We start from the raw sequence: 17,342 nt of genomic DNA, 5'->3' as shown, positions 1-17,342 counted from the left end.
ACACCAAGTTCCTCTCTTTTTTTATAGACTTCGCTCTCCCAGCAATCCAGCATATGAGCTATCTGGCGATCGGCAAAACCTTTTTGTTTAGCTTCCAGGAGAAGGTCCTTCGGAAGTGAATTAATATCATATCCCGAAATCTTTACTTCCAGGGCGTAAAGTTCTTCATACTGCCTCAGGTACCACATATCGATCTTGGTGATCTCGTGAATGCGGCTTAGCGGAATTCCCAGCTGGATGGCATCGTAGATCACGAAAACCCTATCCCAGCTTGGGTTGGTAAGTTTATCGATAATCTGATCATAATCTGTGTAGCTTTTTCCATCGGCGCCTAAACCATTTCTCTTGATCTCCAGGGATTGAGTAGCCTTGTGCAGGGCCTCCTGGAAAGAACGCCCAATTCCCATCACTTCTCCAACAGATTTCATCTGAAGTCCGAGAGTCCTATCGGAGCCTTCGAATTTATCGAAATTCCAGCGTGGTATTTTTACGATCACATAGTCTAAAGAAGGTTCAAACAGCGCTGAAGTAGATTTAGTGATCTGGTTATCTAACTCATCAAGCGTATAGCCTAATGCTAGTTTAGTAGCAACCTTCGCAATAGGATATCCTGTTGCTTTAGAAGCGAGAGCCGAAGATCTGGAAACTCTTGGGTTAATCTCAATGGCATAAACTTCTTCTTTTTCATCTGGGCTAACCGCGAACTGCACATTACAACCTCCGGAGAAGTCGCCAATACTGCGCATCATTTTAATTGCAAGATCACGCATGTGCTGAAAGGCGGTATCACTAAGAGTCATCGCAGGAGCTACGGTAATAGAGTCACCGGTATGGATTCCCATAGGATCCATATTTTCAATGGAACAGATAATTACAACATTATCATTTTTATCTCTTAGGAGTTCCAGCTCGTATTCTTTCCAACCTAATAGCGCTTTATCGATAAGCACTTCGTGAATTGGTGAGGCTTCAAGACCACGGGATAGCAATTCATCGAAATCTTCAGCTCTATGGACAAAAGCAGCGCCGCTTCCACCTAAAGTAAAAGAAGCACGAATTACAAGTGGAAATCCGAACTCCTGAGCCACTTCTTTTCCCTGAAGGAAAGAAGTTACAGTTTTTGCAGGAGCAACCGGCACGTTGATTCGTCCCATTAATTGCTTGAACTTCTCGCGATCTTCGGTAATATTAATCGCATCGATGTCAACCCCGATAAGTTTTACTTCAAAATCTTCCCAGATTCCTTTTTCATCGGCTTCAATACAAAGGTTAAGGGCGGTTTGCCCTCCCATTGTTGGAAGAACAGCATCAATATTAGGATGTTTTTTAAGTATCTCAACTATTGATTTGGTGGTAAGAGGCTTCAGATAAACATGATCTGCCATAGATGGATCGGTCATGATCGTTGCCGGATTCGAATTGATAAGAATAGTTTCAATTCCGTCTTCTCTAAGGGAACGAAGCGACTGTGTTCCGGCATAATCGAATTCACAGGCTTGGCCAATTACGATAGGACCTGAACCTATGATCAAAATACTTTTAAGATTCTCGTTTTTGGGCATGTTATATAGTTGTGTTGATGATAAAAATAACGAAGTGACAGGATATAAAAAAAGGCGTTACTAAAAAAGTAACACCTTTATTTTTCAAAAAACCAATTTTCATTAGTGTTTATGTCTGTTTTCAGAAGATACAGATAATTTCTTTCTTCCTTTAGCCCTTCTTCTGGCCAGGACTTTTCTACCGTTCGCACTTGCCATACGCTCTCTAAAGCCGTGCTTGTTTTTTCTTTTTCTCTTGGATGGTTGAAAGGTTCTTTTCATTTTAAATATCTTTAAATCTTCTGATAATTCGTTTTCTTAGTCTCTTAAAAACTGCGTGCAAATATACAAAGCTTTTTAACTCCTCCAAACACTAATTTGAAATAATTTCTAATTGTTTTTATTACCTTTGCGCTCTGCAATAATACAGCATTTATGTTCAATAAGAATATCAAGATAGTTTTAGCGGGGATAATTTTCGCCCTGGCCATCTGGCAATTTATAGAAGGAAATATAGGAAACGGGATCATGTGGATTCTTTTATCCATCATTTTTGTTTTTCTCTACTTTAAAAACGAAATGATATTACTGGCTTTTCTAAAATTGAGAAAACAGGATTTCCCAGGTGCCAAGAAATGGTTAGATAAAATAAAAGATCCTGAAAAAGCGCTTACCCAAAAGCAACAAGGTTATTACTGGTACCTTCATGGATTAATGGTATCTCAAACCAATATGACCCAAGCTGAAAAATTCTTTAAAAGAGCTATTAAACTCGGACTCTCTATGGATCAGGATCTGGCAATGGCAAAATTAAATCTTGCAGGAATTGCGATGACTAAACGCCGAAAAAGAGAGGCCACTAATTTACTTGCTGAAGCTAAAAAACTTGATAAACACGGGATGCTAAAAGACCAGATAAAGATGATGAAACAGCAAATGAAGAAAATCTAAATTTTAGATAATTTTCTTTAATTTCAACAAGTCTTTAGAGAATCAATACTTTTAACAAGTATTTTGGCAGTTTACCGATAATTTTTCAATTAACCCTTTCCTTAATATATCTTCGTGTTCCCAAACCCTACCCCGTGGAATGCATGAAGAAAATATTACTTGTTTTCTTACTTATTTTTGGCATTAAAAGCTGGTCACAGCAGGAAGAAAATTATGAAATTTCTTTCTCTGAAGCTCTGGCGACCCACCTCCCCTCTTATAAACAAAAAGCAGATAAAGCTTACCGATTAAGAAATTTTGAAGAAGCTGAAGTTCTTTACGACTCTTTAGTAAATCATAAATTAGCCGGAAGTTTTATGGATGATTTTTCTTTCAAAAACCTGAAAGGAAAAGAAGTTTCTCTGTCCAAATTTCAAAAACCTGTTTACTTACTCACTTATGCTTCCTGGCACATCACGGGAAAAGGAGAGCTTCCTGCCCTCAATGAACTCGCAGAAAAGTACAGGGACGTGATTGATTTTGTAATTGTATTCTGGGATGAGAAGAAAACTGCAAAAAACCTGTCGAAGAATTTTAATCGGCATATATCTGTTCTTTATGTAGATGAAACAGAAAATGAAGGAGCTTTTGTGGTAAAACAATTAAAACACTCCCTTGGCCTTCCCACCTGTTTTCTGTTGGATGATCAAAAACAAATTATGAGTATCACAAGAAAGGCAATTCAACCTTACGGAATTTCAAAAGAAGAATCTTTTAAAGTCAACTATGAATCCATAGAAAATGGAATTGCAAACCACTTATTAATGCAGAAACAGAAAAAGAGAAATAATATAAATTTAGCACTTAGCCCGGAATAATTATAACAAAGGAGCCCAAAGCCTGGATAATGATTCCTTTATTTTTTCTGAATAAGCCCGGTTTCTCCACTTTTCAAGATTCAGTTCATCACACTCCAGCAAATCATTATTAAAAATAACAAGCATTTCCTGTGCGATATATTTATCGTAAACAAAAGCATTAATTTCAAAGTTAATATCAAAACTACGATTATCAAGGTTGCAAGTTCCTATAGTACTAATCACCCCATCAACCACCATGGTTTTTGCATGCACCATCCCTTTGCAATAATGAAAAACACGCACCCCGGATTCCAATAACATCTCTATGTAAGAATTGGTAGCGTGTCTGGCCACGACAGAATCCCCAACTTCAGGAATTATTATTTTAATGTCAATTCCAATTCGGCTTGCGGTGCACAAGGCGGTTAAAATTTCATTATTAGGAATAAAGTATGGGGTAGTGATATAAACATATTTTTCTGCGGTATTAATTGCTGTTAAAATAGCTTCCATTATATTTTTCCAGTCGGTATCAGGACCACTGGCCGCTATTTGAACCGCACTCTTCCCCGCTGCCTCTATAGTTGGAAAATACTCATCTTTAATTTCAATTTCCTTACTGGTTATAAAATTGAAATTCAGAAGAAACTGGGCCTGTAAGGATTTTACACCGTGTCCTTCAATTCTAAGGTGCATATCCCTCCAATACATTTTTGTGTCCTCCTGCCCTTTATAATTCACATATTCATCAGAAATATTTACCCCTCCAATAAAACCTACTTTCCCATCAATTATTACAAGTTTTCTGTGATTTCTGTAATTGAGTTTACGGGTTAAATTTGGAAACCAAACAGGCATAAATGGGAATATCTCAATTCCGCAGGAATTCATGCGTTTAAGTGCCTTTGAGCTTAAAGAACTACCTACATAATCATAACTAATCCTTATATCTACACCTTCTTTAGCTTTATCACATAAAATATCGATAAGCTTATTTCCAATATTATCACTTCTGAACATATAATATTCGAGATGTATATGTTTTTCCGCTTTTTTAAGATCAGCAAAAAGGGTGTCAAATTTCTTTCTTGCGTTCACAAGAATATCTACTTTGTTTCCAAAAGTGAAAGGCTTGGTTTGATTGTTTTGCAGCAGTCGTACCAGTTTTATCTTATCATCAACGAAGAAATTTTCAAGGTGTGCAAGGTCTTTCTCTTCCAGGATAAGTTTATCTTCCCACTTCTTGATCATTTCGTGATCGTAAACTTTCTTGCGGTTAAAGATCTTGTCTTTCCGGAACTCCTGAGCAAAAAAATAATAAATGATTAATCCAATACCGGGCAGCACAACCAAAGCAAAAAGTAAAGAAATGGTCTTTGCCGGTTCTCGGTTATGCATTATTTCATATCCGGCGGTTATAAAAACAAACAGGTAATTTAAACCAATTACAAACCACCAGATATTATCCTGAATGAAATTCATTTATTCAGCCGTGGTATATACTTTTTCTTCAGGGATTTCTAAATAATAGGTCTTACGCGAAGCATTATTAAGATGCGCCTCACGCAACCATGGATTGTGAAGCTTTAGTATCTTATAATTGATATCGAACTCCTTTGCGAAATCGGCGAAGTCTGAAACTGCCGTGTCTACCTTAACTCTTCTTGTCGGAATAGGCTTGTAGAGATGTTCGTCGTCAAAATTGAACCCGTATTTTTCAGGATCATTCATAATTTCCTTTAAAGCCAGGATCCGGAAAAGATACCGCCCTGTCTCTTCTCCCAATAACAAATCGTAATAATCATCAACCTTTTGGCGGTCTAATTGACGCTGAATTCCACGATCTCCAGCATTAAAGGCTGCAGCTGCGAGTGTCCAGGAGCCAAATTTCTCCTTCGATTTTTTGAGATATTGACTGGCTACCCTGGTAGATTTTTCAATGTGATAACGTTCATCCACATTATCGTTTATTTCCAGTTTATAATCTTTACCGGTGCCTTCCATTATTTGCCAGAATCCTACAGCTCTGGCCGGAGAAATAGCCTGAGTAAGACCGCTCTCAATAACGGCAAGATATTTAAAATCATCTGGGATACCTTCTTCAGCAAGAATAGGTTCAATAATTGGAAAATATTTATTGGCCCGTTTCAGCAATAGTAATCCATTAGATTGCCAGTAGGTATTTACCAATAATTCACGGTCCATTCTCTCGTGTATATCTTGCAGCTCCAAAGGCACGTTTTCTCCGGCAAAGTCCATTTTTTCAGGTAGGTTTAATGCGTAAACATTATAATCTTTTACTGCTTTATCATTATGCCCGGCAGCTCGCTCACTGCTCTGGGCTTTCTGAGTTTCTTTGTATGGTGATTCCTGTACTGCATTAATACTTATTGCCGCAATTCCCAGAACTCCGGCTCCCATCAATAGGTTTTTAACTAACTTCATCTTCTTTCTGTTTTACTATTTGTTTATTTTATTGATTCTAAAAAGCAATAGATTTTATTCTTCCATCTTTTTATTTTTTTTAATCTCCCCGGTAAGAATAATTTCCGGGAGATGTTTATTAAACCATCGATACCGGTTTATTATCATAACGTGAGTTCCTCCATTAACATTGATATAATCCGTAATATGCTTTACCGGAAATATTTCATCCTTATCGCCGTGAATATGAATGATATCCTTCCTGGGTTTATCACATTCCCAAAGCACCATATTCTTTATCGCCCAGTTAAGGTAACGATGATTCCTAACGGAAAGGTATTTTTTATAAAGTTGGGCTCTTTTCTTCACAAAATCACCAACGGCTATCTTCTCAAAATAGTCTACATAATCCAGTAAACTTACAGGCAGGAGCTTAAACAAGCCGGTTTCAGCGGCAATACGCATACGGCGAGGTAATTCGTCCCGGCATTTTACGCTGGATACTATAATGAGTCTTCTAACTTCAATAAATTTACTCATCTCCTGCACCACAACACCACCAAAGGAAACACCAATCAAAACCGGATTTTCATGTTTTATATATTTATTTAATCGCTGCGCATAATTGGTTAGACTTTCTTCCTCATGTGGAATAAGCCATTCCAGAAAATGCATTTTAAATTTATCTTCAGGTAATTTAATAAACTCAAAGATTGAAGAATTTGCGGCAAGACCGGGCATAAAGTAAACATGGGTCAGCTCCTTATTGTCTTCCATTTTAACAAGTATATAACACTTAAGGCAGGTATAAAGCCGTAAATTTATAAATCAAAATTACTGCTATTTTATTGGCTTTCACAACAGAGAGAAAAAAATAATGAAGATTTTTCTTAAACCTGTGCTCCCTGTTCCGGGACCTTCTGAATTCCGGAAAATATCAGATTTATTTTTACTTTATTCAGAAGAAAAAACCACCGACCAACCCAAAAACGCTATACTAACAAGGAAACCTTTAAATGTTTCCACTCCCCTCCTGCTAAAAGCCGGACTAAAACTTTAAAGTGATGAATGCTGAAGATTTGAAAATTACTGATAACGAGTTTCTGAGACAATTTGAAATTACCATAGACAATGAATTGGCCGTGATAGAATACGCCCAACAGGAAAGAAAAATTTTTCTAACCAAATTACAAATGTCTGAATCTCTTAAAGAAAAAGGTTATCTGGAACCCTTTATTAAGGCTGTTCTGGAAGAAATAAAAGAACGAAATACCAGAGTAATGCCAACAAGCCCGGAGATTGCAAAATTTATGCGTAAAAACAAAAGACAGTATAAAGACCTTCTTCCGGTGGGAATCAATATTTAAACCACTGACGGCTCCGAAGCATACTGAATTCGTACCGTACCATCTTTATCGATCTTTTGAAGTTTAACCCGGTGAAGAGTATTTACCAGGGCAGGATCCCAGGGCGCTTTTATTTTAACATAATTCTCGGTAAAACCATGAATGTAACCTTCCTTATTTTCCCCCTCGAACAAAACAGTAAATTCCTTACCCAATTGGGATTCATAAAAAGCTCTTCGCTTTTTAACAGAAAGCCCGCGTAGCATTTTGCTGCGTTTCTTTCTAACCTTAGTGGGAACAACATCCTGCATTTCAGCTGCGGGAGTGTTATCTCTTTCAGAATAAGTGAAGACGTGCAAGTAGGAAATATCGAGCTCATTTAGAAAGTTATAAGTCTCCAGGAAATGCTCATCCGTTTCCCCAGGAAAGCCAACAATAACATCTACACCAATACAAGCATCGGGCATGGTAGATTTTATCCTGGCAACTCTGTCTATATAAAGATCACTTAAGTATCGCCGACGCATTTGCTTCAGAATCTCATCACTCCCACTTTGTAGCGGAATATGAAAATGAGGCACAAAAGTTTTACTTTGAGCTACAAAATCTATAGTTTCATTCTTAAGCAGGTTTGGTTCTATAGAAGAGATTCTTAGACGCTCAATTCCTTCCACTTCATCTAAGGCCTTTACCAGGTCAAGGAAAGTATGTTCATGCTTTTTATTTCCGAATTCACCTTTTCCATAATCCCCGATATTTACCCCGGTAAGCACGATCTCTTTTATTCCTTTTGCTGAAATTTCGGCGGCATTATTCAGAACATTTTCAAGTTTATCGCTACGGGAGATACCACGAGCCAAGGGAATTGTACAATAAGTACACTTATAATCGCATCCATCCTGAACTTTCAGAAATGCACGGGTGCGGTCTCCAAAGGAATAGGCCCCAACGTAAAAATCGGCTTCATCAATCTCACAGGAATGTACTTCCCCATGATCATTTTTAGTTAGATCATTGAGATAATCGGTGATCTTGAATTTTTCGGTGGCTCCAAGAACGAGATCAACCCCATCTACATCGGCAAGTTCTTCTGGTTTTAACTGAGCGTAACATCCTACAGCAACAACAAAAGCATCTTCATTTGCCTTTTGTGCATGTTTTACAATGGTTTTGAAACGTTTATCGGCATTATCGGTAACCGAACAGGTATTAATCACATAAATATCCGCTTCTTCATCAAATTCTACGCGCTGAAATCCTTCATCTTTAAAGGAACGCGCTATTGTTGAAGTTTCTGAAAAATTCAGCTTACAACCCAAAGTATAAAATGCCACTTTCTTATTATCCATGCACCTGTATGTTGCTGTTGGGGTTACTCGATTTTTAGGGCTGCAAATATACCAACTTTAATCCTTTTAAGAAAACAGTGTAGTGATTAGAAAATTATGCTCTCCTGTACTTACTGGTTTCTTCAAAAATATGTTCCAGTATTTTTTTATCTTTTTCTGAAAACTCTTCGTTTCGGCGTTGCATTACGATTTCGGCAACTTCAAAAGCCTTTTGGGTTTTATAAGTGCTCATGCCCCCACTGCCACCCCAGCTGAAACTGGGAATAAAATTCCGCGGAAAGCCAGCTCCAAAAATATTAGCGCTTACCCCAACAACAGTTCCGGTATTAAACATGGTATTTATTCCGCATTTACTATGGTCGCCCATCATGAGCCCGCAAAACTGCAGGCCGGTTTTGGCAAAACCTTCAGTTTCATAATCCCAGATGCGAACTTCAGCATAATTATTTTTCAGGTTGGAATTATTGGTATCGGCGCCAAGATTACACCATTCTCCTAAAACCGAATTTCCCAAATAACCATCGTGGCCTTTATTGGAATTAGCAAAAAGAACAGAATTATTGATCTCGCCCCCGCCCCGGCAAAAAGGCCCTAATGTGCTAGGCCCGTAGATCTTTGCGCCCATTTTCACCAAAGCGCCTTCGCAAACCGCCAGGGCACCTTTTATAAGACTTCCTTCAAGGACTTTCGCGTTTGTTCCTATATAAATTGGACCCGAGGAAGCATTAAGGGAACAATTTTCCACTTCAGCTCCTTCTTCAATGAAAATATTTTCCGGATTTTTGACGTAATTAGAATCGGGGATGGGCTGAGAAGATCGGCCTTCGGTAAGCATTTTAAAATCAGCTTCGATTGCCAGACCGTTTTTAGAAAATATATCCCAGGTATTTTTTACCTGAATCACCTCTCCCGCAAGTTCCAGCTGCTCGAAGCTTTCCAGATCTACCTCCTGATCTTCAAAACTGTGGAAAGCTACAATATCCTCCTCATAAAAGATCGCCTGGTTTGGCTTAAGATTCTTTACCTGGTTAAGGAATTCGGGATTAGGAAGAAAAGAAGCATTAATAAGCACATTTTCCTCGAGCTCCACCATAGGCCATTTTTCAGCTAAATAATCTTCAGTAATTGTAGAAGTGGTTGATTCTAGAAGAAACTCCCATTTTTCTCTTATGGTGAGAATACCTATTCGTATATCGGCAACAGGCCTGGTATAGGTAAAAGGTAGCAAGCGGTTCCTGGAAGAACCGTCAAATAATATATAATTCATCCGCACTTTGTTTTACCCGATAAAGTTACAAGTAAAATTAAGATTGAAAAATGCTTAATTTTAAATTGAAGTTAAAACAGGCATCGCATAAAAAAAGGCCGCCATACTGGCAGCCTTTAATATGATGGTATACAAAAAACCTATTTCTTGAATTTCTTGTATTTGTTTTTAAACTTGTCAATTCTACCTGCACTATCAACCAATTTGGTTTGCCCGGTGTAGTATGGGTGTGAGGTTCTTGAAATTTCCAATTTCACCAAAGGATATTCAGTACCATCAACTTCAATGGTTTCTTTGGTATTGGCGGTAGATTTAGTAATAAAAACATCTTCGTTTGACATGTCTTTGAAAGCTACTAATCTATAATTTTCCGGATGGATTCCCTGCTTCATCGCTTTGTTCTTTTTATTTTTGGAAGTGCAAATTTAAGCAATTCAATTATAAATGCAATAGCAATGACAAAATTATTTTTAAATCCTTTACGAATGTAACGTTTTGCTATATTTGTTTACTAACCGCTACTAACCAATCTTTATTCAAATGGACACTCAAAAAACAGATTCAAAAGGAATTATTATTAATTATGGGGTTCTACTGGGAATTCTATCTGTAGTTCTTGGCGTTATAATGTATGTTACCAACGCATACTTAAACCCAAGTATTTATTTTAGTATTGTTTCCTTCCTAATTATGGTAGTGGTTATCGTACTGGGAATAAGAACTTTTAAAATAGCAAATCAAAGTTATCTCTCCCTAACCGAAGCATTAAAACTTGGATTAGGAATAGCTCTTGTTGGAGGTATAATTGGTGCGATCTGGCAACTATTATTAATGACGGTGATTGAACCCAATTACATGATGCAAATGGCAGATATGCAACGTGAGGTTATGCTGGAGCGCTTTCCCAACATGACCGACTCACAGATTGATGATGCTATGGTGATGAATGAAAAATTTTCTTCTCCCTGGATTATGATGGCAATGGCAATTATCGGAAGTTTGTTCTTTGGTTTCCTTATTTCGCTGGTAACAGGTCTAATAATGAAAAACAAAAATCCATACGAAGCTTAAAATATGCAAATATCTATCGTTATACCTTTATTAAACGAGGAACAATCTCTGACAGAATTATATAATTGGATCGCAAAAGTTATGCGGTCCAATTCCTTTTCGCACGAGATCATTTTTATTGACGATGGGAGTACTGATAATTCCTGGAAAACCATTGAGGCGCTTTCAGAAAATGACACTGCAGTAAAAGGTATTAAATTCAATCGTAACTATGGGAAATCCCAGGCTTTGCACGCCGGTTTTTTACGTGCACAAGGGGATGTGGTCATCACTATGGATGCCGATCTTCAGGACAATCCTGAAGAGATTCCGGAGCTTTATAATTTGGTTAAAGAAGGAAATTACGATCTGGTTTCTGGATGGAAAAAAAAACGCTACGATCACGTGCTCACCAAGAACCTTCCTTCAAAACTTTTTAACGCAGCAGCACGAAAAACATCCGGGCTAAAACTTCACGATTTCAATTGCGGCCTTAAGGCCTATCGCAGCGAGGTGATAAAAAATATCGATGTCTACGGCGAAATGCATCGCTACATTCCTGTATTGGCCAAAAATTCCGGATTTTCAAATATTACAGAAAAAGAAGTAAAACACCAGGCCAGGAAATACGGTGCCACAAAATTTGGAGCTGAAAGATTTATTAACGGTTTCCTCGACCTTATCAGCATCTGGTTTCTTTCCAAATTCGGAAGACGCCCCATGCACCTTTTTGGAGCACTGGGAGTTCTAATGTTTCTCTTCGGATTTATTGCTGCCGGCTGGATAGGAATTTCCAAACTATGGAAGATGTACCATGGTGAACCAAACATTCTTGTAGCCCTAAACCCCTGGTTCTACATTGCGTTAACCGTAATGATAATTGGTTCACAGCTTTTTCTGGCAGGCTTCCTGGGGGAACTAATCCTAAGATCCAAAAGAGAAAAAGATCACTACCTTATCCAAAAAACCACTTCAAATTTATAATTCTGTTAAAGCATTAATCCTTATTTTTGCTTAGTAAAAATATTATTATGTCTGAAATTAAACCTGAGATCCTGGCTAAGGCTAAAGCCTGGCTTACCGATATATTTGACGAGAATACCAGAACACAAATCAACGACCTGATCGATAATAATCCAACTGAACTGGAAGAAAGCTTTTATAAAAATGCTGCTTTCGGTACCGGTGGAATGCGTGGAATTATGGGTGTGGGCACCAACCGCATCAATAAATATACGCTTGGAAAAAATACCCAGGGACTATCAAATTTGTTGAAAAGTGAATTTAAGGGTGAGAAACTTAAAGTAGCGATTGCCTATGATTGTCGCAATAATTCTAAGGAACTGGCTCAAATGGTTGCCGAAGTATTTTCGGCCAACGATATTGAGGTTTACCTATTTTCTGAACTTCGGCCGACTCCGGAACTTTCTTTCGCGGTAAAATATCTGGATTGCCATGCGGGGATCGTGCTTACTGCAAGTCACAATCCGCCGGAATATAATGGTTATAAGGTTTACTGGCAGGATGGTGGTCAATTGGTGCCGCCACAAGACGCAAAACTTATAGATATCATTAATAACCTGGAGTTTGATGAAGTGAACTTCCAGGCGCGCCCGGAATTAATTCATAGCATCGATAAGGATGTTGATCAAGCCTTCCAAAATGCTTCAGTTAAAAACGGAAGTTTTGATACTTCAGCTTCGGCTAAAGACGCTTTAAAAATTGTTTTTACGTCTCTGCATGGAACGGCGTCAACTACCAATCCGCAGGTAATGGAAAAAGCCGGATACAAAAATGTTTTTATCGTAAAAGAACAGGAAAAACCAGATGGACAGTTTCCAACCGTAAAATCTCCTAATCCCGAAGAGCCTGAAGCTTTGGAAATGGCACTCAAACTCGCCGAAGAAAAAAATGCAGATATCGTAATCGGGACCGATCCCGATGGAGACCGGTTAGGAGTTGCCGTTCGCGATCTAAATGGTAAAATGATTCTACTTAACGGAAACCAGACTATGCTGGTGATGACCTGGTTCCTACTGGAGCAGCATAAACAAGAAGGTAAATTATCAGCTAATTCCTTTGTGGCTTCTACCATTGTTTCTACGCCGATGATGAAGAATATCACCGAGGATTATGGCGCACAATATCACGAAGTTTTAACCGGATTTAAATGGATCGCAAAACTTATAAAAGACAATCCTGAGCTCGACTTTGTTGGTGGAGGCGAAGAAAGCTTCGGATATATGGTTGGGGATTTTGTGCGGGATAAAGATGCAGCTACCGCTACTCTACTGGCTTGCGAGATCGCAGCCCAAATGAAAGCTAAAGGAAGTTCATTTTATGAACAACTATTACAACTTTATACCGAATACGGACTATACCGCGAAGAACTTATCTCTTTGGTGAAAAAAGGAATTGAAGGCGAAGCCGAGATCAAACAAATGCTTGTCGATCTCCGCGAAAACCCTTGGAAAGAAATAGACGGCGAAAAAGTTGTATTAATTGAAGATTATCATACTTCTAAAGCAAAAAACCTTCAGGATCGTATTGAAGAGGAAATTAGTATTCCCAAATCTAATGTGCTGATTTATTATACCGAAAATGGTACTAAAATAGCGGCCCGCCCAAGTGGTACAGAACCAAAGATAAAATTTTATATCAGTGTTAATTCTCAATTGGATTCTATAGAAAATTTTGATGCAGAAAATCAAAAACTCGCTGAGAAAATTGAAAGAATCAAAAAAGAATTACAATTAGGCTAATCGCCGATCTATATGAGTTATTTTCGAAAAATTCTTCAGTATGCCATACCTTACAAGAGGTACGCCATCCTGAATATTATTTGTAATGTTTTTTATGCGGTTTTCAGCACCCTATCTTTTATCGCTTTAATTCCAGTTATTCAGGTGCTCTTTGACAAGACCAAAAGGGTTTCTGCAAAACCCGTTTGGGATGGTCTTGGGGGCGCAAAAGATTATGTAACCGGATATTTTAATTATCAAGTAACACAAAAGGTGGCCGAAGATGAGATCTCGGCCCTTCTTTTTATCTGTGGGATAGTTATACTTTTATTTCTGCTGAAGAATATTTTTGGATATCTCGCGGCATTTTTCATCACCTTTTTAAGAAATGGAGTTTTACGGGATGTACGGGATACACTCTATAAAAAAATCCTTGCCCTACCGGTTTCCTATTTTTCTGAAAAAAGAAAAGGTGACACCATTTCCCGAATTACGGCCGATGTAAACGAAGTTCAAACATCTTTTCTGTCAATTTTAGAACTTATTGTAAGAGAACCCCTTACAATAATTTTTACAATCATCGCGATGTTAATGATGAGTGCTAAACTCACCATCTTCGTCTTTGTGTTTTTACCCATTTCTGGTTTCATTATTTCTCTGATAGGAAAGAAATTAAAGCAGCAATCAAATAAAGCGCAGGAGGAAAACGGCTATTTTCTTTCAGTTGTAGAGGAAACACTTAGCAGCCTTAAGATAATTAAAGGTTTCAATGCTGAAGATAAAATGCAGCAAAGATTTCAGGCTTCTACAAACCGCTTGAATCATATTCTGAATAAACTTATTAACCGCCAGAACCTGGCCTCGCCTGCAAGTGAATTCTTAGGCATCTTCGTAATAGTTATTATTCTTTGGTTTGGAGGACAAATGGTTTTGGTGGAAGGCAGTCTTGATGCGGCAACCTTTATCGCATTTTTAGGCCTGGCCTATAATATTTTAACCCCGGCAAAACAGATTTCCAAGGCTTCCTATTCTGTTAAAAAAGGAAATGCCGCAGCTGAAAGAATCCTGCAGGTTCTGGAAACTCCTTCTACCATTACCGATAAACCCAATGCAGTAGTCAAAGAAGAGTTTGAAAACAATATTAAAATTGATAATATCAATTTTAGGTATGAGGAAGAAAATGTCCTTCGGAATTTCAACCTTCAGGTTTATAAAGGCCAAACCGTAGCCCTTGTAGGACAATCCGGTAGCGGAAAATCTACAATTGCCAACTTGATCACTCGATTCTATGACGTAAATGAGGGAAGCATTAGCATTGACGGGATCGATATAAAAGATATGACCAAAAAATCCTTAAGGGACCTTATGGGACTGGTTACCCAGGATTCAATTTTATTTAATGATACAGTTAGAAATAATATTGCGCTGGGCAAAGAGAATGCTAGTGATGAGGAGATAATTGATGCCCTGAAGATCGCGAATGCCTGGGAGTTTGTAAAAGACCTGCCTAAAGGCCTTGAAACCAATATTGGAGATTCTGGAAATAAACTCAGCGGAGGCCAGAAACAAAGACTTTCTATCGCTAGGGCGGTACTTAAAAATCCTCCGATTATGATCTTGGATGAAGCAACATCAGCTCTGGATACCGAAAGTGAGAAACTGGTGCAGAAAGCCCTGGAGAATATGATGAAAAACAGGACTTCTATTGTTATTGCTCACCGCCTCTCCACCATTCAGAATGCCGATAAAATTGTCGTGATGCAGAAAGGTGAGATCGTTGAGGAAGGAAAACACCTGGAATTACTTCAGAAGAAAGGGACTTATCAGAAACTTGTGGAAATGCAGTCTTTCGATTAAAAAACTTTAAATTTCTAATAAGTTAGAATTCAGCTATAACTTAAAACAAAAAATGGATGAAAGTAGGTTTCCATCCATTTTTCAGAAATTATTTCCATCTTGGGGCAAATGAAAATAAAGAAGATTTAATTCGTTTTCATTGGGGCAAAAAAGATTAAATCATTTTGTTATTGTAAATATAATTCAAAATATAGAATATCCAAACAATATAATGCATTTTATCGTCAATTTTCACCATATAACGATAAGTATACTGATCTAAGAAGCAAAAATCCTACAAAATATTTCCTCATAAGATAATTTATCAACTTTAAAGTTTTCTATTACCTTTAGCCTTTTTAAATGGGAATCCAACTTAAATCAAACCCATTGGGAAATTCCGAAGATCTGTTAATACAACGTTTAAAAGACGAAGTTTCTGCCGAAGCTGCTTTTAAAGAGCTCGTTAGTCTTTATAAGGAAAGGCTTTACTGGCATATAAGGAATATGGTCAAGGATCATGATGACACTCACGACGTTCTTCAGAATACTTTTTTAAAAATCTACCGAAATATAAATAAATTTAAAGGTGAAAGTCAGTTATTCTCATGGATGTACCGTATTGCGACAAATGAGGCCATCACTTTTATCAATAAAAAGGCGAAACGCCTACAAATTAACTCCCAGGAATTACAAGATCATTTGATTTCCAGCCTGGAGAGTGACGTCTATTTTGAGGGAGATGAGATTCAACTAAAACTGCAAAGAGCTATCGCCAGCCTCCCTGCCAAACAACAACAGGTTTTTAATATGAAGTATTTTGAGGAATTGAAATACCGTGAAATAGCAGAAATCCTGGAAACCAGTGAAGGTGCACTAAAAGCCTCTTATCATATAGCAGTAAAAAAAATAGAAGAGCATTTAAAAAACAATTAAACCTTTAGGCATTTTTATAGTCAAACAATCAAATGAAAGAGAATAAATTACCATATAACAATGATCCGGGTTTTACAGTTCCATCAAACTATTTTGAAGAACTGGAAAAGGATATATTTAATATGGTGAAGAATGCTGATGCTCATAATGAATCTGATAAAACCTTGGAAAAGGTTCAGGGTTCAGGATTTAAAACTCCTGATGGGTATTTCGAAAGCTTTGAGGTTAAATTCCCTGCAGAAAATTCGCAGCAGCCCAAAGTTATTCCATTATTTAAAAAGGAATATATGTTATACGCAGCCAGTATTGCTGCGATAATTATTGCGCTGGCAGGATCGCTTTATATAAATCCTGCCCCAGTAGATACCTGGGAAAATATAGAATTATCTGTTCTGGAAAATTATATAGACGATAATAATATAGACCTCTCTACCACTGAAATTTCCGGGTTTTTATTTAACGATGGAATCTTAGTTGAAGACTCTGATTTCAAAGAAGTTAACTCTGAAGCAATGTTGGATTATCTGGATGAAAATGTTGAAGATCCGGCATTTATTATTGAATGAAAATGATTATGAAAAGAATTTTAATTTTATTATTAATGTTTCCTGCTCTAATGCAGTTGCATGCTCAATCTGAGGACAAGGAAGCTCATAGGGAGCGAATTAAAGCCCTTAAAACTGCCTATATTACTCAGGAGTTAAACCTAAGCACCAGGGTAGCCGAAAAATTCTGGCCAATTTATAATGAATATGAGGCTAAAAGAAAAAATCTCCATCGCAGAGAGCATGTAGAAATGGATATAAGCAGTCCTGAGTGCATAGGTGAAGAACAGGCCAATAGTATGCTTCAGGAATATCTGGATGTTGAAAGAGAAGAATACGTAATAAAGAAGGAGCTCTTTAAAAAGCTCAAAGAAATTATTTCAGCTCAGGATATTATTAAGCTTCATAAGCTGGAAGATGAATTTCATAAAAAATTAATTAGAGAATATCGTGCTAAAAAAGAGCGCGATAATTCAGAAGAGGAATAAAGTTTTAGTTTTTTGGTTAGTTAGTTAGT

At 37.6% G+C, this 17,342-nt stretch carries 18 protein-coding genes; 10 read left to right on the top strand and 8 right to left on the bottom strand.

Features of this window, described 5'->3' with window-relative positions:
* On the bottom strand, nt 1–1,562 hold a 1,562-nt coding region (gene carB / locus ACESK1_RS08480; RefSeq protein ID WP_372919755.1), incomplete at its 3' end, for a carbamoyl-phosphate synthase large subunit.
* A 102-nt stretch (nt 1,563–1,664) separates the two neighbouring features.
* Nucleotides 1,665–1,823, bottom strand: coding sequence for a 50S ribosomal protein L34 (gene rpmH, locus ACESK1_RS08475; RefSeq protein WP_011708966.1), 159 nt, complete (start codon nt 1,821–1,823; stop codon nt 1,665–1,667).
* Nucleotides 1,824–1,976: 153 nt separating this feature from the next.
* Between rpmH and ACESK1_RS08470 the strand changes: the two genes are divergently transcribed.
* Nucleotides 1,977–2,492: a DUF2892 domain-containing protein gene (locus ACESK1_RS08470; RefSeq protein ID WP_372919754.1), complete on the top strand. Its 516-nt coding sequence runs from the start codon at nt 1,977–1,979 to the stop codon at nt 2,490–2,492.
* A gap of 143 nt (nt 2,493–2,635) precedes the next feature.
* Nucleotides 2,636–3,349 (top strand): TlpA family protein disulfide reductase, encoded by a 714-nt coding sequence (locus ACESK1_RS08465; protein WP_372919753.1) that lies wholly within the window; start codon nt 2,636–2,638, stop codon nt 3,347–3,349.
* On the opposite strand, the gene cls is transcribed toward ACESK1_RS08465, so the two are convergent.
* Genes cls through ACESK1_RS08450 form a run of 3 tightly spaced genes read right to left on the bottom strand, consistent with a single transcriptional unit; the run spans nt 3,350 to nt 6,532 of the window.
* Nucleotides 3,350–4,813: a cardiolipin synthase gene (gene cls, locus ACESK1_RS08460; RefSeq protein WP_372919752.1), complete on the bottom strand. Its 1,464-nt coding sequence runs from the start codon at nt 4,811–4,813 to the stop codon at nt 3,350–3,352.
* Entirely contained in the window at nt 4,814–5,776 is a 963-nt protein-coding gene (locus tag ACESK1_RS08455; protein WP_372919751.1) for a lytic transglycosylase domain-containing protein, read from the bottom strand. It abuts the gene before it with no gap.
* 54 nt (nt 5,777–5,830) lie between these two features.
* Entirely contained in the window at nt 5,831–6,532 is a 702-nt protein-coding gene (locus ACESK1_RS08450; RefSeq protein ID WP_372919750.1) for an alpha/beta hydrolase, read from the bottom strand.
* 287 nt (nt 6,533–6,819) lie between these two features.
* Here ACESK1_RS08450 and ACESK1_RS08445 point away from each other — a divergent pair, with 287 nt between their 5' ends.
* Entirely contained in the window at nt 6,820–7,122 is a 303-nt protein-coding gene (locus ACESK1_RS08445) for a GNAT family N-acetyltransferase (RefSeq protein ID WP_372919749.1), read from the top strand.
* On the opposite strand, the gene mtaB is transcribed toward ACESK1_RS08445, so the two are convergent.
* The 3 genes from mtaB to ACESK1_RS08430 all read right to left on the bottom strand — a co-directional run bounded on the left by mtaB (nt 7,119) and on the right by ACESK1_RS08430 (nt 10,109).
* Entirely contained in the window at nt 7,119–8,450 is a 1,332-nt protein-coding gene (mtaB, locus tag ACESK1_RS08440; protein ID WP_372919748.1) for a tRNA (N(6)-L-threonylcarbamoyladenosine(37)-C(2))-methylthiotransferase MtaB, read from the bottom strand. The two genes, ACESK1_RS08445 and mtaB, sit on opposite strands and share 4 nt — an antisense overlap.
* Nucleotides 8,451–8,544: 94 nt before the next feature.
* Nucleotides 8,545–9,717 carry a GlmU family protein gene (locus ACESK1_RS08435; RefSeq protein WP_372919747.1) on the bottom strand — a complete coding sequence of 391 codons (1,173 nt, stop codon included), beginning with the start codon at nt 9,715–9,717 and terminating at the stop codon, nt 8,545–8,547.
* Nucleotides 9,718–9,857: 140 nt separating this feature from the next.
* Nucleotides 9,858–10,109, bottom strand: a complete 252-nt coding sequence (locus ACESK1_RS08430; RefSeq protein ID WP_093406431.1) for a type B 50S ribosomal protein L31 — start codon at nt 10,107–10,109, stop codon at nt 9,858–9,860.
* A gap of 148 nt (nt 10,110–10,257) precedes the next feature.
* Here ACESK1_RS08430 and ACESK1_RS08425 point away from each other — a divergent pair, with 148 nt between their 5' ends.
* The 7 genes from ACESK1_RS08425 (at nt 10,258) to ACESK1_RS08395 (ending at nt 17,313) form a co-directional block, all read left to right on the top strand.
* Entirely contained in the window at nt 10,258–10,788 is a 531-nt protein-coding gene (locus ACESK1_RS08425; protein ID WP_372919746.1) for a DUF4199 domain-containing protein, read from the top strand.
* 3 nt (nt 10,789–10,791) lie between these two features.
* On the top strand, nt 10,792–11,751 hold the full coding sequence (locus ACESK1_RS08420) for a glycosyltransferase family 2 protein (protein ID WP_372919745.1): 960 nt from the start codon (nt 10,792–10,794) through the stop codon (nt 11,749–11,751).
* Between the two features lie 47 nt (nt 11,752–11,798).
* Nucleotides 11,799–13,529 carry a phospho-sugar mutase gene (locus tag ACESK1_RS08415; protein ID WP_372919744.1) on the top strand — a complete coding sequence of 577 codons (1,731 nt, stop codon included), beginning with the start codon at nt 11,799–11,801 and terminating at the stop codon, nt 13,527–13,529.
* A gap of 12 nt (nt 13,530–13,541) precedes the next feature.
* Nucleotides 13,542–15,365: an ABC transporter ATP-binding protein gene (locus ACESK1_RS08410; RefSeq protein WP_372919743.1), complete on the top strand. Its 1,824-nt coding sequence runs from the start codon at nt 13,542–13,544 to the stop codon at nt 15,363–15,365.
* A 369-nt stretch (nt 15,366–15,734) separates the two neighbouring features.
* Complete coding sequence (locus tag ACESK1_RS08405) at nt 15,735–16,280, top strand: RNA polymerase sigma factor (RefSeq protein WP_372919742.1); 546 nt, start codon at nt 15,735–15,737, stop codon at nt 16,278–16,280.
* A 32-nt stretch (nt 16,281–16,312) separates the two neighbouring features.
* Nucleotides 16,313–16,846, top strand: a complete 534-nt coding sequence (locus tag ACESK1_RS08400; RefSeq protein WP_372919741.1) for a hypothetical protein — start codon at nt 16,313–16,315, stop codon at nt 16,844–16,846.
* An 8-nt stretch (nt 16,847–16,854) separates the two neighbouring features.
* On the top strand, nt 16,855–17,313 hold the full coding sequence (locus tag ACESK1_RS08395; protein ID WP_372919740.1) for a hypothetical protein: 459 nt from the start codon (nt 16,855–16,857) through the stop codon (nt 17,311–17,313).
* Nucleotides 17,314–17,342 lie beyond the last annotated feature (29 nt).

The organism is Salegentibacter sp., assembly GCF_041642575.1.
In the GTDB taxonomy this organism is placed as follows: Bacteria; Bacteroidota; Bacteroidia; order Flavobacteriales; family Flavobacteriaceae; genus Salegentibacter.
Note: the sequence above shows the minus strand (reverse complement) of the source record. Positions and strands in the feature narration are given on the sequence as shown.